The organism is Promicromonospora sp. NPDC019610 (assembly GCF_044389365.1).
Classification (GTDB): domain Bacteria; phylum Actinomycetota; class Actinomycetes; order Actinomycetales; family Cellulomonadaceae; genus Promicromonospora.
This window is the reverse complement of the sequence record NZ_JBIRXX010000003.1, coordinates 407273-423898: the sequence shown is the minus strand read 5'-3', so window position 1 is coordinate 423898 and position 16626 is coordinate 407273. Positions and strand designations below refer to the sequence as shown.

Sequence of the window (16626 nt, the reverse complement as noted above, 5' to 3'; positions counted from 1 at the left end):
TTGATGCTGGGGATGGAGCCAGAACTCTGCTGCTCAGAACGGGGGTTCACTCGTGTCCAGTCGTCGGACGTCCCGGGCACGGGCGGCGAGCTCAGGGGACGCGCGCTCGCGCGAGCGTCCCCACCACGATTCGGCCTGGGGGCCTGGCGACTCTTGCGAGCCGTCGCGGTCTCGACCGGCCGATCCGGCGGTCTCGCACTGATCACGAGGTTCCGTTCTCAGTGCTGTCCTGCCGCCGTTCGGGCGCTGTGGCCTACACCACTCAGCGCCCTCCCGCCAGCGAGGACAACCGAACGTAACTGATCCGTTATCGTCCGGCCAAGTTTCTCGGTGCTATCGGGCTGTGTTGTCGGTCACTCGTCTAGGACAACCGTCCAACTCGCTCCCCTGTCAGACGCACAGGTCACTCGGGTGACCTGCGCGCCTGACAGGCGGAGAGGACGGTCAGAGCAGGCCGAGCTTCGCGGCACAGCCGGGCCACTGTCCCCAGCCGGACTGCGCCTGGAGCTTCTGGGCCCGCATGGTCTGCTCGGCGGCCGAGGCGTCCGACGGGAGGCCGGAACCGCCCATCGCCACCCAGGTCTGCTGCGAGAACTGGTACAGGCCGTAGTAGCCGTTGCCCGTGTTGGTGGCAGGGTTGCCGCCCGACTCGCACTGCGCGAGCTGGGCCCAGACGCCGCCGGTCGCGACCACGGGGGCCTTCGGCTCCGGCGCGGGGGCGGCCTTCTGGGCCGGCTCCTTCGCGACGGGCTGCGGCTCCGGCTTCGGTTCGGGCTTCGGCGCCGGCCGGTCCTTGGTGCCGTACACGGTCACCTGGTCGACGGGCTTGCGCACGACCTCCGAGGAGCGCTTGTCCCGCTTGACGACCTCGCCGTCCACGGTCGTGACGTCCCACTTGGTGACGCGCTTGCCCACGACGCCCTCGGTCGCCACGTACGGGTCGAGGTCCTCGTACCGGTCCGGGTCCGCGGTCCGGACCTTGTCGAACGGCAGCCGGGTCACGGTCTTCTGGACCGAGCTCCGGACCTGCTCGACGACGACGGACAGCGTCGCGACGCCCGGGTCCGCCGGCGCGCCGTCCGACCTCTCGACGGTGATCCGGTCGTCCGCGTCGACCGCGACGTCGTGCTCGGCGAGCAGGTCGTCGAGCTGCGCGGCGCCGTCGGCCACCCGCTGGGTCTTGCCGCCGACGACCAGGTTCACCGGGCTGTCGGCGTCGAGCCGCAACGGGAGGGTCACGCGACCGCCGGAGCGGGACGGGACCAGCGCGACGTCGCCGGCCCGCTCGGAGAGCGTGGCGAGCGCCTCGTCGGCGTCGAGCGCGGTGACCCAGGTCGTGCGCCGCTCGCCGTCGGCCTGGAGGGTGACCTCATGGCCGTAGCGGACCACGACCGTGCCGCCGTCCCGGAGGGGGCCGCCAGGCGTCACCGCGTCGCGGTCGGTGACGTCGACGCCCTCGTCGGCCAGGAGGCCGGCGACGTCGCCCTGGAAGGTCTCGACGGTCGTGACCTTGCCGTCCACGTCCAGCGTGACGGACTTGTGGGCCGAACCGTAGGCGGTGATGCCACCGGCGCCGACGACCGCGATGGCCGCGGCCCCCGCGAGGAGGGCGGCTCTGCGGTGGCGCTTACGGGGCGGGGCCGGGTCGGGGGAGCCCGGCGGGGTGAGGGGGTGAACCGTTGGGGGCGGTTCGAAGATCTCGGTGATGCCGACGTCGGAGCCGGCCTCAGGGGTGGGGGGCAGTTCGCTGGGGATGCCCTGAGCTGGGTGGGGAGATGACACGCGGGTCCAGTCCTCGCGCGGTCCGGGCACGGAGGCCGGGACGGTACGAGTCGCACGCACCTCCCGCGCGGGGGCGCGGGCCCGACCGGCCGATCCGGCGGTCCCAGAGACCGTAACCCTGCCGTTATCAAATGCAAGCCTATCCGCGAAATACGTCGCGGAAACGTCGGGATAGATCCTTAAATATCCCAAATGTTCCAGGGTGAAAAACGGCCTGCTCAGTACCAGCCGATCTCCACCGAGTGCGCCCACGCACCGCACGGCGTGCCATAGCGACCCGAGATGTAGCCCAGTCCCCACTCGATCTGGGTGGCCGGGTTGGTGAGCCAGTCGCTGCCGACCGTGGCCATCTTGGAGCCCGGGTTCGCCTGGGCGATGCCGTACGCCTGGCTGCTGGGGTTGTCGGCGTTCCAGCGCCAGCCGCTCTCCTTCTGCCAGAGCTGGTCCAGGCAGGAGAACTCGTCGGCGCCCCAGCCGCGCTCGGCGGCCATCGCCTGGCCCAGGGCCCGCGCGGAGCCCGGGTCCACGGGCGCGGTGGCCACGTCCATGGTCCCCACCACGAGCACCTCGTTCACGGGCTCGCGCGTGACCTTGCGGTCCACCACGGTGCGCTCGACGACGGCGCCGCCCACCGTCTTGACCTCGTACGTCACCTTCGCCTCACCGGCGATCCCCGCGGTGCGGATCGACTCGTAACCCTCGGGGAGGCTCGGGTCCTCGACCGTCTCGGTCTCGAACGGCACCACCTCGGTCACCGTGCGCGACGACGACGCGTCGCGGCTGACCATGATGATCATCCCGTCGACGGCGGCGGCGTCGAGCGGCACGGACGTGACGTCGCCGTCGGCCAGCGCGATCCCGGCCTCGTCGAACACGGAGCGCACCGTCGAGCGGGTCGTGCTGAACTCCAGCACCGAGCCGTCGACGGCGATGTTGACCTTCTTGACGGTGGAGAACCGGACCGGGTCGCGGTCGAGCTGCGTGGTCCGGGAAGCCGTGGCGAGGGCGCCGTCGCCGCGCGGCCCGAGGGCCGCGAGCAGCTCGCCGACGGTGCCCGCGGTGGTGCGCAGCGTGATCACCTGGCCGTCGAGCTCGACGGTGACGTTCCGGCTGGTGCGGACCACCACGGTGTTGCCCGGGCCGACGCCGGACGTGGCGGACGGCTGCACCACGTCGTCGGGCTGCAGCTCGATGTGCTGCGACGCCAGCGCCTCGGCGACCGTGTCGCCGTAGACGCCGAGCGTGCGGACGTCGCCGTTGTAGTCGATCGTCAGGGTCGTCGCGTTGGCCGTGTACATGCCGGCGACGCCGGCGAGCACGCCGACGACGGCACCACGAACCAGCCAGCGGGCCGGTCTGCTCGCGAGCCACGGCCGTGCATACCTCACCACGAGCACCAGACCGTAACGGAACAAACCTCGCAGCAAAAGGCGTGGGGATATGAAATCAAATGCCGCTTTCTTCCGCCCAATGCGCCATTCTTACCAGGTGCCGTAGACGCGCTCCGCGTTGGCACCGATGTCGGCGCACAGCACCCCGAGGTCTTCCCCCAGGTGGGCCGCCATACCGCGCACCGTGTGGGCCGCCGCGAACGGGGCGTTCGGCTGCCCCCGGTACGGGTGCGGCGTGAGGTACGGGGCATCGGTCTCCAGGAGGATCAGCTCACGCGGCGCCACGGCCAGGGCCGCGCGCAGGTGGTCGTTGGCCTTGAACGTGACCGGTCCGGCGAACGACAGGTACCAGCCGTGCTCGGCGCAGACGCGGGCCATCTCGGCGTCGCCGCTGTAGCAGTGGAAGACGGTGCGCTCGGGCGCACCGTCGGCCAGCAGGACCTCGATGACCTGGGCGTGCGCGTCCCGGTCGTGGATCTGCAGGGCCAGGCCGAGCTCCTTGGCCAGGGCGATGTGCGCACGGAAGGCGTCCCGCTGCGCCTGCTCGCCGCGCGGGCCCGTGCGGAACAGGTCCATGCCCGTCTCGCCGATCGCGCGGATGCGGTCGTTGCCCTTGGCCAGGTCGGCGATCTCGGCGACGGCGTCGTCGAGCCCCACGGCGTGCCGCTCCTCGGGCTCGGGCGTGAGCCCGTCGGGCCCCACCTCGAGCACCCCGGCGTGCAGCGTCGCCTCGTTCGGATGGATCGCAACGGCCCCCACCACCCGCGCTCCCCGTTGAGTGCTGGGTATCTGTTGCGATTCCGGGGTCTCGGCCAGCAGATAGCCAGCACTCAACGAGGTGAGGAGGGCGTCCGTCCAGCGGGCCGACGGGAGGTCGCAGCCCACCTGGACCACCCGGTCGACGCCCGCTGCCGCGGCGCGCGCCAGGTGGTCCGCGACGGACGGCGGCCAGGGGCCCCGCTCGCCCTCCGGCGCCACGTCGGGCAGCACCGCCGTGATGTGGTCGAGGTGGGTGTGGTTGTCCACGACCGGGACGGGGAGCGGCTCCGGGTCGGCCGGGAACCCACGCTCGCGTGTGCGCTTCGCCATCTCCGGGCTCAGGCCGCCGTGTCGTCGAGGCGCGGGAACAGGGCCGCGCCCTTGATCACGGTGGTGCCCGCGGGCAGCACGCCGAACGTCGCCGCGCCGCCGAGCGGCTGGGCGTCGAGCGCCCCGAGCGAGGCCTCCGCGCCGAGCAGCTCCCAGAGCCCGGCCGCCGCCTTCGGCGTGATCGGGTTGAGCAGCACCGCGAGCGAGCGCAGCGCCTCCGTCGCGGTGACGAGCGACGTCGCGAGGCGGCCGCCGCCGACCCCCGCGCCGGACTCGTCGGTCTCGCCCGGCTCCTTGGCGAGCTTCCAGGGCTGCGTCTCGGCGAGGTACCCGTTCGTGGCGTCCACGAGCGTCCAGACGGCGGAGACCGCGTCGTGGATGGCGAGCCGGTCGATCGCCGCCTCGGCGTCGGCCACGGCCTGGGCGGCCACGCGGGCGAGGCCCGTCTCGGCGTCGGTGCGGGCGCCCGGGGTGGGCAGGGAGCCACCGAAGTACTTGCCGATCATCGCGGCGGTCCGGGACGCGAGGTTGCCGAAGCCGTTGGCGAGCTCGCCGTTGTAGCGGGCGGTCATGTCCTCCCAGGAGAACGAGCCGTCACCACCGAACGCGATGGTGCGCATGAAGTAGTAGCGGAACGCGTCCGAGCCGAAGGTGTCGATGATGTCGGACGGCGCGATGCCCGTGAGCTTGGACTTGCTCATCTTCTCGCCGCCCACCAGCAGCCAGCCGTGCGCGAACACGGTCTTGGGCAGCGGCAGGCCCGCGGCCATGAGCATGGCCGGCCAGATCACCGCGTGGAAGCGCAGGATGTCCTTGCCCACGAGGTGCACGTCGGCCGGCCAGGTCCGGGCGAACTGCTCCTTGCGCTCCGGGTCGTCGCTGTCGAGGCCCACAGCCGTGGCGTAGTTCAGGAGGGCGTCGAACCAGACGTAGAGCACGTGGGAGGAGTCCCACGGGATCGGCACGCCCCAGTCGAACGTCGAGCGCGAGATCGAGAGGTCCTGCAGCCCCTGCTTGACGAAGCTCACGACCTCGTTGCGGGCCGACGCCGGCTGCACGAACTCGGGGTGCTCCTCGTAGAGGGCGAGCAGCCGGTCGGCGTACTCGCTCATCCGGAAGAAGTAGTTCTGCTCGGAGAGCATCTCGACGGGCGTGCCGTGGATGGCGCACACCTTCTGGCCCTCGTAGTCCCCCGTGCCGTCGAGGAGCTCGCCGGGCAGCTTGTACTCCTCGCAGCTCACGCAGTACGGGCCCTCGTACGAGCCCTCGTAGATCCCGCCCTTGTCATACAGGTCCGTCAGGAAGGCCCGGACGGCCTTCTCGTGCCGCTCCTCGGTGGTCCGGATGAAGTCGTCGTTGCGCACGTCGAGGGTCTCGAGCACCGGCTTCCAGGCCGTCTCGACCAGCCGGTCCGCCCAGTCCTGCGGGCTCACGCCGTTGGCCTCGGCGGTGCGCAGCACCTTCTCGCCGTGCTCGTCGGTGCCGGTGAGGAACCAGACGTTCTCCTGGCGCTGGCGGTGCCAGCGCGTCACGACATCGGCGGCGACCGTCGTGTACGCGTGCCCGATGTGGGGGGCATCGTTCACGTAGTAGATCGGCGTCGTGAGGTAGAAGGTCTTCTCGGCTTCCGGCATGAGTCCATCGTAGGTGTGCGGTCCAGCCCGATCAGCGCGTCCGGGGGTCAGCGGACGACGGCGGGGTCGACCTCGTCGGCCCAGTCGAGGAAGCGCTCGACGATGGCGATCCGCTGCACCGAGCCGACGTCGTACAGCGCGAAGTCGGAGGCCGGGAACCGCCCGACCTGCCGGAACCGCTCGGCGAGCATACGGCGGTCCAGCGGCACGGCCTCGATCCGGTCCCCCATCGCGAGCACGTCGCCCCGGCTGAACCGGCCGGACCCGATCACCGTGTCGATGTCGATGTAGTCGCGCGCCTCGCCACGCGACCACAGTGCCCCCATCTTGTTCGCCACGGCGTCGCGCGGGTCGAGCACGGGACCGATATCGAGCAACCGCGGCGGAAACTCCCGGTAGTCCCACCCGAGCTGGATGTCGCTCCACGTCGCGGTCGCCTCGTCGGTGACGCGGAGGTCAGCGAACGTGGGGCCGATCCGGTTGTCGACCACCACGAACCCCTCGGCGCGGAACGCCTGGCGCACGGCGTCGACCGCCTCGGCGAACTGCTCGGGATCGCCGCGGTCGGTGAAGAGGTCCACGTCGACCGACGGGCGATCTCCCATACCGTTCGCTGAGATCGCGTAGCCGCCGGCCAGCACAAACCCGTACTTGTCCGCCGCCCCGAGCCCGATCCGGGCGAGGCGGTCGTGGAACGGGCGCATCAGGCGGTTCTCGCCATGCTCCGCGCGGCGAGCTCCGGGAAGGTGCCTTCCCAGATCGCTCGGCACCGCCGCGGCAGGTTCAGCTCCGGCCAGAGCTCGATGAGGAACCGGCGGTCGAGGATCATGGCGTGATCCCGCGGGGTACCGTCCCGGACGGTCGCGCTGTAGAGGCTCCAGCGTTGCGCCGGGTCGTCGATGTCGTACACCGGGTCGGGTGCGGTGGAGATCGGCGCCCAGACCCGGACGAGGCCGTGGCTCGGCCCCCGTAGCTCGTCCAGGGACTCCGGGGTGACGTACGGGATGTGGTCGGCGTAGACGTAGCCGCGCGGCACCGTCCGGTACGCGCCAGGTTCTGCGGACATCCCGTTCACCCCTCTCGGTCGACAGTGGTTCGAGCCTACGACGAGGCCCCGTCCCGGCAGCCAGGATATCCACAGCCCTAGACGTCTGCCAGTGGATGGCGGTGGGCAGGGTCGGCGGCTACCCCGCCGGTGTCAGTGTGACGCGCAGCAGCCGGTCGTCGACGACCCGACCGTCCTCGGACGCCGGCTCGCCCCGGCCGTCCGTGTTGCCGGTCAGCACGAACAGCTCGCCGTCGTCCCCGGCCTGGACCGCGCGCAGCCGCCCGTACTCCCCCGCCAGCAGCTCCTGCGGCTCCCCGAAGCCCGGGCTCTCGCCGTCGGCGACGTCCTGCGCCGTGCCGAGCAGCGGCACGCGCCACAGCCGCTCCCCGCGCAGCGCCGCGAGGTACACGGCGTCGTCGGTGACGGCGATGCCCGACGGCGACGCCTCCGACGTCGGCCACCAGGCGACCGGGTCGACGAACCCGGCCCGCTCGCCCGGGCCCTCGACGTCGGGCCAGCCGTAGTTGCCGCCCGCCTCGATCACGTTCAGCTCGTCCAGCTCGTTCTGCCCGAACTCGCTCGCGAACATCCGGCCGCTCGCGTCCCAGCCCAGGCCCTGCACGTTGCGGTGCCCGAGGGACCACACCGGCGAGCCGGGGTCCGGGTTGCCGGGCGCCGGCTCGCCGTCGGTCGTGACGCGCAGGATCTTGCCGCCCAGCGACTCCGGGTCCTGCGCGTTCGCGGGGTTCCCGGCGTCGCCCGTCGCGACGTACAGGTACCCGTCCGGGCCGAGCGCGATCCGGCCGCCGTTGTGGTTGGACGCGCTCGGGATGCCGTCGAGGATCGTGGTGACGTCGCGCAGCGTCATGCCGTCGAGGTCGAGCTCGGCGCGCAGGACGGCGTTGTCCGCCGCGCCGGTGCGGTACAGGAAGACGGTGAACGTCGGCCCGGTGTCCTCCGGGTCGACGGCGACGCCGAGCAGGCCGCCCTCGCCGCCGGGCATCGTCTGGTCGGCCACCTCCTGGGCACCGCCGGACACGTCGAGCGGTTCGACGTCGCCGCTCGGGTGCACCACGGCAAGCGTCGCGTCGTCGCGCATCGTGACGAGGAAGCGCCCGCCGGGCAGCGGGGCGATGCCCCACGGGACCGGGAGCTCCTGGGCCATCACCTCGGCCTCGGCGGTCACCTCGCCGTCCCAGGGGTCGTCGCCGTTCGAGGGATCCGCTCCCGACGGCGCCGTCGGGCTACCCGACGAGGACGGGCTCGGCGAGGCCGACGGGCTCGGCGACACGACCCCGGGCCCGGCCGCCCCGCCGCACCCGGCCAGCCCGAAAGCCGCCAGGACCAGCACAGATGCGAGCCACCACGAACGCGAGAACCTCTCCACGCCCCCATCCAAGCACCGCAGGGCGCCGAGTGGTCGGTGGAAGGTCAGGTGGTCGGCATCCCGGGCTGCCGACCATGTGACGAACTACCGATCACCCGGGGGTACCTCCTCCCTCCCGCGAGTGGAAGAGTGAGGTTCATGAGCCTTGCCGAGTCCTCGCCCGAGCCGCGGGCCCTCATCGTCGTCGACGTGCAGCCCACGTTCTGCGAGGGGGGTGAGCTCGCCACGGAGGGCGCGAACGAGATCGCGCACCGCGTCGCCGCCTACGCCGCCGCCCACCGGGACCGGTACACGACCGTGGTGACCACCCAGGACTGGCACATCGACCCGGGCGAGCACTTCAGCGACACCCCCGACTTCGTCGACTCGTGGCCGCCGCACGGCGTCGCCGGCTCGCCGAACGCCGAGCTGCACCCCGCGCTGGCCGACCTCGCCCCGGACGCCAAGCTGCTGAAGGGCCAGTACTCGCACGGGTACTCCGGCTTCGACGGCGCGGACGAGCACGGCCGCAGCCTCGCCACCGTCCTGTCGGAGGCCGGAGTCACCGCCGTCGACGTCGTGGGCCTCGTCCAGTCGCACTGCGTGAAGCACACCGCGCTCGACGCCCGCCGCGCGGGGCTGCACGCCCGGGTGCTGACCGACCTGACGATCCCGGTCTCGGAGGAGCAGGGCCTGGTCGCCGAGCAGGAGCTGATCGCCGCGGGCGTGGACCTGCGCGACTCCTCGGCCCTCTAGCCAACCCGTGTCAGACGTACAGGTCACCCGAGTGACCTGTACGTCTGACACGCCGGGCTAGATCCAGCTCGGGAGCACCATGAGCCGCTGCCAGTACTCGTACGGCACCGGCATCGCCGTCCAGATCGGGTAGTAGAGCACGCTCACGCCCACGATCAGCACCACGAGCACCGTGGCCAGCCAGCACACGATCCGCCGGTCGGCACTCCGGCGCGGCGTCCGTTCCAGCCCGACGGCCAGCACGTACACGAGCGTGAGGATCACGAACGGCGTGAACACGATCGAGTAGAACGTGAAGATGGTGCGGTCCGCGAGCGGCCACGAGTACAGGAACCACGGCAGCCAGCCCGCGGCGATCCCCACGAGGGCCGCGGTGCCGCGCCAGTCCCGGAACTTGATCACGAGCACCAGGACCACGGGGATGGCGAGGGCGCCCAGCCACCACAGCAGCGGGTTGCCGAGCGACGTGACGGCGGTGGCGCAGTCGCCCACGGAGTCCGCGGGGCACGGGCCCTGGCCCGGGGCGAACTTCTCCCAGAAGAACGACGTCGGCCGCCACTGCACGATCCAGCCCAGCGGGTGCGACGCGTAGTTGTGGTCCGAGTCCAGGTTGGTGTGGAAGTCCCACATCATGTGGTGGTACTCCCACAGCGACCGGCCGGCCTCCCAGGCGCCCTGCGCCCAGCCCCAGTCCGGCCACCAGCCCGGCGGCGTCACGCCGTTGACCACCGCCCAGTCGCGCAGGTACGACTTCGGGTGCGCGAACCAGGCCGACCACGACGCGATGTACACCGCGAGGACGGTGGGCAGCATGACCAGGGCGGCCGGGACGGCGTCGACCACCAGGGCGTCCTCCCACCACCGCCCGATGCCGGCCGTGCGACGAGCCGTGAGGTCCCAGACCACGGTGAGCAGGCCGAAAGCCGCGACGAAGTACAGGCCCGACCACTTCACGCCGCAGGCCAGGCCCAGCGACACGGCCGCCGCGAGCCGCCACCAGCGGAAGCCCAGACGTGGCCCGTACCGGCCGATCGCCCCGCCCGCCTCGACGATGTGCGCCACGCGGTCCGCGAGCCGGCGCCTGGCCCACTCGCGGTCCATCACCAGGCAGCCGAACCCGACGAGCACCCAGAACATGAGGAACTGGTCCAGCAGACCGGTGCGCGAGTGCACGATCGCCTCGCCGTCGACCGCGAGCAGCAGGCCCGCGACCAGGCCCAGCAGGGTGGACGAGAACATGCGGCGCGCGATCCGCACCATGAGGAAGACGGCCACCACGCCGATCACGGCACTCGCGATGCGCCAGGCCATCGGGTCGGTCGCGCCGCCCATGAGGCGCATCCCGATGGCGATCATCCATTTGCCGACGGGCGGGTGGACGACGTACTCGGCCTCGTCGGTCTTGTACGAGCTGACGTCGCCGGCCTCGAACGCCGGGTTGGGCTTGTCGGGCCATGCGGCCTCGAAGCCGAGGCTGGCCAGCGACCAGGCCTCCTTGACGTAGTACGTCTCGTCGAAGACCAGCTTGCCCGGGCGGCCCAGCGCGTACAGCCGCGCACCGGCGGCGATCGCCGTCACGACCAGCGCGCCGAAGACGCCCCAGAACCGGTCCGAGGCGCGGCGGCCGAGCGCGAGGCGGCGCTCGCCCAGCAGGTCGCGCAGGAGGCGGTCGCGCACCGGCGGCTCAGCCGGGGCGACGGCGGGGAACGATCCCGTCGGCGTCATCCGGGCGCCCACCGCCTCGCGGCGCACGTGCGCCCCGTAGGTTCCAGGCAGAGCCTGCTGCACTGCGGCGTGATGCGCTCCGGTGGCTTCAGGCTGCTGAGACACCGGGCCAGCATAGAGCGTGGGACCCTGTGGTTCATGACCGACTCGTCCCCGGTTCCCGGGCCTGCGCCCGAGGCCGGCACTCTCATCCTGGCCGCCACCCCGATCGGCAACGTGGAGGACGCCTCACCGCGCCTGGTCCGCCTGCTGGCCGACGCCGACGTGGTGGCCGCCGAGGACACGCGCCGCCTGCACGCCCTGGCCGGGCGGCTCGGCGTCGAGGTGCGCGGCAGGGTGACCAGCTACCACGAGCACAACGAGACGGCCCGCGCGGACGAGCTCCTCGACGTCGTCGCCGACGGTGGCACCGTGGTGGTCGTGACCGACGCCGGCATGCCGTCCGTCTCCGACCCGGGGTACCGCGTCGTGGAGCGGGCGATCGAGCGTGACCTGCGCGTCACGGCCGCGCCCGGGCCGAGCGCGGTGCTGACGGCGCTGGCACTGTCGGGCCTGCCGACCGACCGGTTCACCTTCGAGGGCTTCCTGCCACGCAAGGCCGGCGACCGCTCCCGGACGCTCGCCGCGCTGACTGCCGAGCCGCGCACCATGGTGTTCTTCGAGGCGCCGCACCGGATCGCCGAGACGCTGGGCGCCATGGCCGCGGCGTTCGGCGACACCCGCCCGGCCGCCGTCGCGCGCGAGCTGACCAAGACGTACGAGGAGGTGCTGCGCGGCCCGCTCGCGGACCTCGCGGAGCGCGCCGCGGCCGAGCAGCTCCGGGGCGAGATCTGCGTGGTGGTGGGCGGGGCCCCGGCGGTGCAGGCGAGCGTGGACGACGTCGTCGGCGAGGTCCTCGAACGGGTCGCCGCGGGCGAGCGGCTCAAGGCCGCGGTCGCCGAGGTCGCCGACGCCGCAGGCGTGGCCAAGCGCGACCTCTACGCGGCGGCGCTGGCGGCGCGCACAACCAAGTAGTACGTGTCAGACGTACAGGTCCCCCGGGGGACCTGTACGTCTGACACGTGAGGGCTACCAGTCGATCTGGGGTGTCGGGTGGTAGCTGGCGCCGTCGCGGCGCCAGGCGCCGGCCTCGACCGCGATCCGGCCCCGGAACGACTCCCAGTCCTTGGCGCCGGGTTGTGACCACGCGGCCTCGGCCACCGCCGCGAGCCGGGGCAGCAGCATCGAGAACAGGTGGTCGCGGTTCAGCAGGGTCTCGGTCCAGACGGCAGCCGAGACGCCCTCGATCGCCGACTCGGGCAGCCCCTCGATGAGAGTCGCCGGGTCCCAGTCGTAGGAGTCGTGCAGCTCGACGAAAGCGGCCCACTGCTGGCCCAGCGGGTGCTCCGGCGTGTACTTCATGTCGAGGTAGGCCCGGTCGGCCGGGGACATCACAAACTTCGCGCCGGCCTGCGCGGCGCGCAGGAACGGCGCCGGGTCGGGCCGGGTGTCCCAGTACTGGAGCACCGTGCCGGGTTCGACCAGAGCGGGCGCGCCCTCGCCGTCGGGCGTGGCGGCGTGGTCCGCCGGACCGCCGTCCACGGGACCCGCGCCGGGACCGGCGTCCGAACCGGCGTCCGCACCGGCCAGCGCCGCGACCGCCGCCTGGTCGCCGTGCGCGGAGCCGGCCGCCTCCTGCCAGGCGACGGGGATCTTGCCCGCGCCCGCGATGATCTGCTGGCAGAGCACCACGAACCGGCCGAACTCCTCGGGCTGCATCACCAGCACCTCGTCGCCGCCGAAGTGCACCCACGGCCCCAGCGTCATGCGCGCGACGTCGGTGAACACGTCCCGCAGGAAGGGCTCGGTGGTCGGCAGGTCGAAGTGCAGCTTCGAGAAGCCCACCTCGATCCCGTCGTAGGCGTCGGTGGCCTCGCCCGACGGCGTGAGCTCGCCGTAGGCGTGGGTCGCCGCGTTGACGTGACCGGGCACGTCGATCTCGGGGACGATCACGATCTCCCGCTCGGCCGCGTACTCCTGCAGCTCGCGGTACTCGTCGACGGTGAGGAAACCGCCGGTCGCGCCCGACACGGCCCCCTGCGACGACTTCTCCGTCAGCGCGGGGCGCGACGGGATCTCCAGCCGCCAACCCTGGTCGTCGGAGAGGTGCAGGTGCAGCCGGTTCATCTTGTAGGAGCCCACGAGGTCCACGACCGCCCGCAGGTCCGCGGGCCCGAACCAGTGCCGCACCACGTCGAACGACAGCCCGCGCCAGCCGAACCGCGGCTCGTCGCGCACGACGACGGCGCGCACCTCGAGCGGCGCGTCCGTCGCCGCTGCGTCGCCGTCCGCGCCGAACCGGCCCGCGTTGACGAGCTGGCGCAGGGTCCGGACGCCGTGCAGCAGGCCGGAGCGCTCGGGAGCCGCGACGGACACCCCGTCGGCCGTCACGGTGAGCGTGTAGCGCTCGGGGTTCGAGGAGCCGCCAGGGCCTGCGGCGGGGTCGACGGTCAGCGTGACGGCCGTGGCGCCGTCCGCCCCGACGGCGTCGTCCGCGACGACCGTAGCGCCCGCGCTCGTGAGCAGCTCACCCGCGAGGCGCGCGGTCCCGGCGTCGGGCGCGTGCACGGTGACGGACCTGAGGTCCAGCACCCCCTCGCCCGCGACGAGCTCGACAGGTACGGGGATGATGGCGTCGGCGACGACGGCCGCGCCGCTGCTCACGGTGGTCACGATTGTTAGGGCCCCTTCGCTCCGATGGATGCCCGCAGTTTGGCAGGTTCAGCCGGCGGAGACCAGGCCCAGGAGCGGTTCGGTGGGCAGGATGCTCGTCGCGTCGGCGGGCACCTCGCTCGGCGCGGACCAGCCGAGCACCGCGTGGGCGGGCAGGTCGTTCGCGACGTCGGCCCAGACGCCACCGGCGGTCGCCTGACCCGCGGCCGGGCCCGCGGCGGTGAAGACCACCGCGACCTGCGACGGGATCCGCAGCTCGGACCGGTCCACCACCGACGCCGCGGTGGACTGGTGCACCTCCAGCATGATCTGCGGCAGGCCCTGGGCGGTAGCGATCCTGGCGAGCCGGTCCACGACCTCCTGGAGCTCCGCCACGGGGACGGAGCCCGACTCCGCGCCGTTGCCCGCGACCCGGAACTCGGGGTGCACGGACACGCCGACCCCGGGCTTCGTCAGCAGCGGTTCGAGGTCGTCGAGCTGCGCGGCGAGCGGCTGGACGCCGGGCGCGACGTCGAGCAGCACGATCTGCCCGGCGTCGCGGATCGCCTCGACGGCGGGCGTGAGCAGCTCCAGCGGCTGCTCGTCCACGTAGTCGCCGTCCTCGCCCGGCGCGCTCGACCGGACGGACGCCGTGACGGTCACCAGGGGCGAGCCGCCCAGCAGCTCACCGTTCGTGGCGGCCGCGTCCACGGCGCGGACGGCGTCCGCCGCCGGGTCCGCGATGCCGGCGGGCACCGTGTACGACGTCGACACGTAGCGGCCGGGGAAGAGCTGCAGCGAGCCGTCCGGCAGGGTCGCGCCCGACGTCGCCACCGCGACCTGCCAGCCCAGGTCCTCCGCGGCGCCGAACTCGGCACCGATCCCGACCACGCCGAGCGGCTTGAGGGCACGGATCGTCTCGACGGTGCCCGCGTGGGCCGCGACGTCGCCGCCCGGCACCTCGACCGGCACGGCGCCGGCCGCCAGGGCCGTGCCGATGGCAGCCTCCTGCCCCGGCTTCGGGTCGACGGCGACGAGGATCTCCTGCAGCAGCTCCGGGTCGCTGACGTCGGGGATGTCCGCGCGCAGCCCGGCCAGGTCGGCCGCGTGCAGGCGGTCCGCCGTCGGCAGCTCGACCTTGGCGTCCTCCTTCGTGCCCGCGTCGCCCGTCCCGGCCCCGTCCTTGCCCGCGTCGCCCGTCCCGGCCCCGCCCTTGCCCGCGGAGGCGGCAGCCTCGGCAGCCGCGCTCAGCGCGCCCGGGTCGAAGCGGACCACCTCGGCGTCGCCCGCGGCGGGCCCCACGTCCGCGACGGCCTGCTCGTCGCCGACGACGACCACCGTGCCCGCCCCGAGCCGTTCGAGCTCGGCCACGACGTTGGTGTCCGAGACACCGCCGTCGGTCAGCAGCACCGGCGCGGTGACGGCGGCGCCGGTGGCCGCGGCGGTCGCACGCGCGTCCACGTCGTCCGCCGAGGCGATGACCGCGATCGGGGAGGCGTGGAAGAAGGCCTGGCTCGCCGTGAGGGCGAGCTCGGCGGGGTCGGTCGAGTCGAGCACCAGGGCCGGCCCGGAGGGGTCCCTGACCTGGAACTTCTCCCCCGTCTTGCCGTCATCGCCCTCGGCCGTCGGCACGGTACAACCGGCCAGGACGAGGGCGCCGACCGCGAGCAGAGCCGCGACGGACACAGGTCGGTGGTGCGGGACGAATCGGGCGTTCCGGATAACCACGGATCACATTCTCCCCCACAGGACGACGAAGTGGAAACCCCGGGGTCCGGGCCGACCGAGGTAGACGAACCCGTCAGTACACAACCGGGTAGACTCTTCTCCTCAGATCGTCGGAACGAGTACGGAAGCAGGTGCGCGCATGAGCACGACGTCGGCCCCGTCCACGCGGGACCGCATCCTCGATGCGGCCACCGAGCTGTTCTACGCCCAGGGGATCCGGGCGGTCAGCGCGGACAAGATCATCGACCGCGCCGGCATCACCAAGGTGACGTTCTACCGGCACTTCCGGACCAAGGACACCCTGGTGGTGGCCTACCTGGAGCGGCAGGCAGCCAGGGAGCGGGGCGCGCTCGACGGGCTGCGCGCGTCCGCCGGCGACGCCGAGGCGCTCCGCCGGTTCGCCGCGACCGTCGGCACCGAGGCCTGCAAGCCCGGCTTCCGGGGCTGCTCGTTCATCAACGCCGCGGCGGAGTACGCGGAGCCGGACAGCGAGGTCCGCAAGGTGGTCGCCGGGCACCGCACCTGGTACCGGCAGACCTTCGCCGCGATGGCCGCGGAGCTGGGCGTGACCGATGCCGAGCAGGCGGCCGAGGAGCTGATGATGCTGCGCGACGGCGCCATGCTGTCGGGGTACCTCGACGACCCCGCCCACGTCGGCAGCGCCCTGGAGCGCGCGTTCTTCGCCGTCATCGACGCAGGTCAGGCCGCCGGCTCCCGCGTGTAGCCGCTCCCGCGCCGCACCCGCGCGCACCCGACCGGAGCCCGTCGCCACCTCACCGTGGCGGCGGGCTCTTGTCGTCGCCCGTCCCTGCGGACCGGATCGGGTGGTAATGTAGACGTACTAGTTCGTCTACATGGTTGGGACGTCGGTTCCCGGCCTCGAGAAGGAGCGCATCCATGGCTGACAGCATCTACACCGCCGTCGCGACGTCCACCGGCGACGGCCGCGCGGGAGGCCGCACGGTGAGCGACGACGGCCTGCTGGACCTCAAGCTGGCGATCCCCGCCGACATGGGCGGTCCGGGCGGCGCCACCAACCCCGAGCAGCTGTTCGCCGCGGGCTGGGCCTCGTGCTTCCACAGCGCGCTCAAGGCGGTCGCCGCGGCGCAGAAGGTCACGGTCAGCGACTCCGCCGTGGTCGCCGAGGTGAGCATCCACCCCGCGGACGGCGGCGCGTTCAACCTGAGCGCCGCGCTGCACGTCGAGCTCTCCGGTGTGGACCAGGCCACCGCCGACGGCCTGGTCCAGGCCGCCCACGCGGTCTGCCCGTACTCGAACGCGACGCGGGGCAACATCGAGGTCACCGTCGACGCCACCGTCGCCTGAGCCGGAGGTGCAGCGGAGGGTAGGGGCCGAGGAACGAGGCACCTGCCCGGAGCGGAACCGCAGGCTCGGGCGACAGAAAAGCAGAGCGCC

14 protein-coding genes are annotated in these 16626 nt (G+C 72.6%); 4 read left to right on the top strand and 10 right to left on the bottom strand.

Going from position 1 to position 16626, the window contains the following annotated elements; all coding sequences use genetic code 11:
• Window positions 1-444 precede the first annotated feature (444 nt).
• The 7 genes from ACH45N_RS23125 to ACH45N_RS23095 all read right to left on the bottom strand — a co-directional run bounded on the left by ACH45N_RS23125 (window position 445) and on the right by ACH45N_RS23095 (window position 8331).
• Window positions 445-1782 carry a transglycosylase family protein gene (locus tag ACH45N_RS23125; RefSeq protein ID WP_397398298.1) on the bottom strand — a complete coding sequence of 446 codons (1338 nt, stop codon included), beginning with the start codon at window positions 1780-1782 and terminating at the stop codon, window positions 445-447.
• A 218-nt stretch (window positions 1783-2000) separates the two neighbouring features.
• The gene (locus tag ACH45N_RS23120) at window positions 2001-3173 is read right to left on the bottom strand and encodes a ubiquitin-like domain-containing protein (RefSeq protein WP_397398296.1); all 1173 of its coding nucleotides are present in this window, start codon (window positions 3171-3173) and stop codon (window positions 2001-2003) included.
• A 90-nt stretch (window positions 3174-3263) separates the two neighbouring features.
• The gene (locus ACH45N_RS23115; RefSeq protein ID WP_397398294.1) at window positions 3264-4262 is read right to left on the bottom strand and encodes a TatD family hydrolase; all 999 of its coding nucleotides are present in this window, start codon (window positions 4260-4262) and stop codon (window positions 3264-3266) included.
• Window positions 4263-4270: 8 nt separating this feature from the next.
• Window positions 4271-5896 (bottom strand): methionine--tRNA ligase, encoded by a 1626-nt coding sequence (gene metG, locus ACH45N_RS23110; protein WP_397398292.1) that lies wholly within the window; start codon window positions 5894-5896, stop codon window positions 4271-4273.
• Between the two features lie 47 nt (window positions 5897-5943).
• Entirely contained in the window at window positions 5944-6600 is a 657-nt protein-coding gene (locus ACH45N_RS23105; RefSeq protein ID WP_397398290.1) for a nucleotidyl transferase AbiEii/AbiGii toxin family protein, read from the bottom strand.
• The gene (locus ACH45N_RS23100) at window positions 6600-6962 is read right to left on the bottom strand and encodes a hypothetical protein (protein ID WP_397398288.1); all 363 of its coding nucleotides are present in this window, start codon (window positions 6960-6962) and stop codon (window positions 6600-6602) included. Before ACH45N_RS23100 ends, ACH45N_RS23105 begins: the two co-directional genes overlap by 1 nt.
• Before the next feature lie 118 nt (window positions 6963-7080).
• A complete protein-coding gene (locus ACH45N_RS23095) occupies window positions 7081-8331 on the bottom strand; it encodes a PQQ-dependent sugar dehydrogenase (protein ID WP_397398286.1) in 1251 nt (416 codons plus the stop codon).
• 138 nt (window positions 8332-8469) lie between these two features.
• On the opposite strand from ACH45N_RS23095, the gene ACH45N_RS23090 reads away from it, so the two are divergent.
• Complete coding sequence (locus ACH45N_RS23090) at window positions 8470-9066, top strand: isochorismatase family protein (protein ID WP_397398284.1); 597 nt, start codon at window positions 8470-8472, stop codon at window positions 9064-9066.
• A 57-nt stretch (window positions 9067-9123) separates the two neighbouring features.
• On the opposite strand, the gene ACH45N_RS23085 is transcribed toward ACH45N_RS23090, so the two are convergent.
• Window positions 9124-10896 carry a dolichyl-phosphate-mannose--protein mannosyltransferase gene (locus tag ACH45N_RS23085; protein WP_397398282.1) on the bottom strand — a complete coding sequence of 591 codons (1773 nt, stop codon included), beginning with the start codon at window positions 10894-10896 and terminating at the stop codon, window positions 9124-9126.
• A gap of 33 nt (window positions 10897-10929) precedes the next feature.
• Between ACH45N_RS23085 and rsmI the strand changes: the two genes are divergently transcribed.
• A complete protein-coding gene (gene rsmI / locus ACH45N_RS23080; protein ID WP_397398280.1) occupies window positions 10930-11805 on the top strand; it encodes a 16S rRNA (cytidine(1402)-2'-O)-methyltransferase in 876 nt (291 codons plus the stop codon).
• A gap of 54 nt (window positions 11806-11859) precedes the next feature.
• Here the strand turns inward: rsmI and ACH45N_RS23075 are convergent, their stop codons facing one another.
• Both ACH45N_RS23075 and ACH45N_RS23070 read right to left on the bottom strand, forming a co-directional pair.
• On the bottom strand, window positions 11860-13503 hold the full coding sequence (locus ACH45N_RS23075; RefSeq protein ID WP_397398278.1) for a family 20 glycosylhydrolase: 1644 nt from the start codon (window positions 13501-13503) through the stop codon (window positions 11860-11862).
• Window positions 13504-13551: 48 nt separating this feature from the next.
• Entirely contained in the window at window positions 13552-15168 is a 1617-nt protein-coding gene (locus tag ACH45N_RS23070; RefSeq protein WP_397398276.1) for a hypothetical protein, read from the bottom strand.
• Between the two features lie 181 nt (window positions 15169-15349).
• Here ACH45N_RS23070 and ACH45N_RS23065 point away from each other — a divergent pair, with 181 nt between their 5' ends.
• Entirely contained in the window at window positions 15350-15934 is a 585-nt protein-coding gene (locus ACH45N_RS23065) for a TetR/AcrR family transcriptional regulator (RefSeq protein WP_397398274.1), read from the top strand.
• Between the two features lie 173 nt (window positions 15935-16107).
• Window positions 16108-16536 (top strand): organic hydroperoxide resistance protein, encoded by a 429-nt coding sequence (locus ACH45N_RS23060; RefSeq protein ID WP_397398272.1) that lies wholly within the window; start codon window positions 16108-16110, stop codon window positions 16534-16536.
• Window positions 16537-16626: the final 90 nt, after the last annotated feature.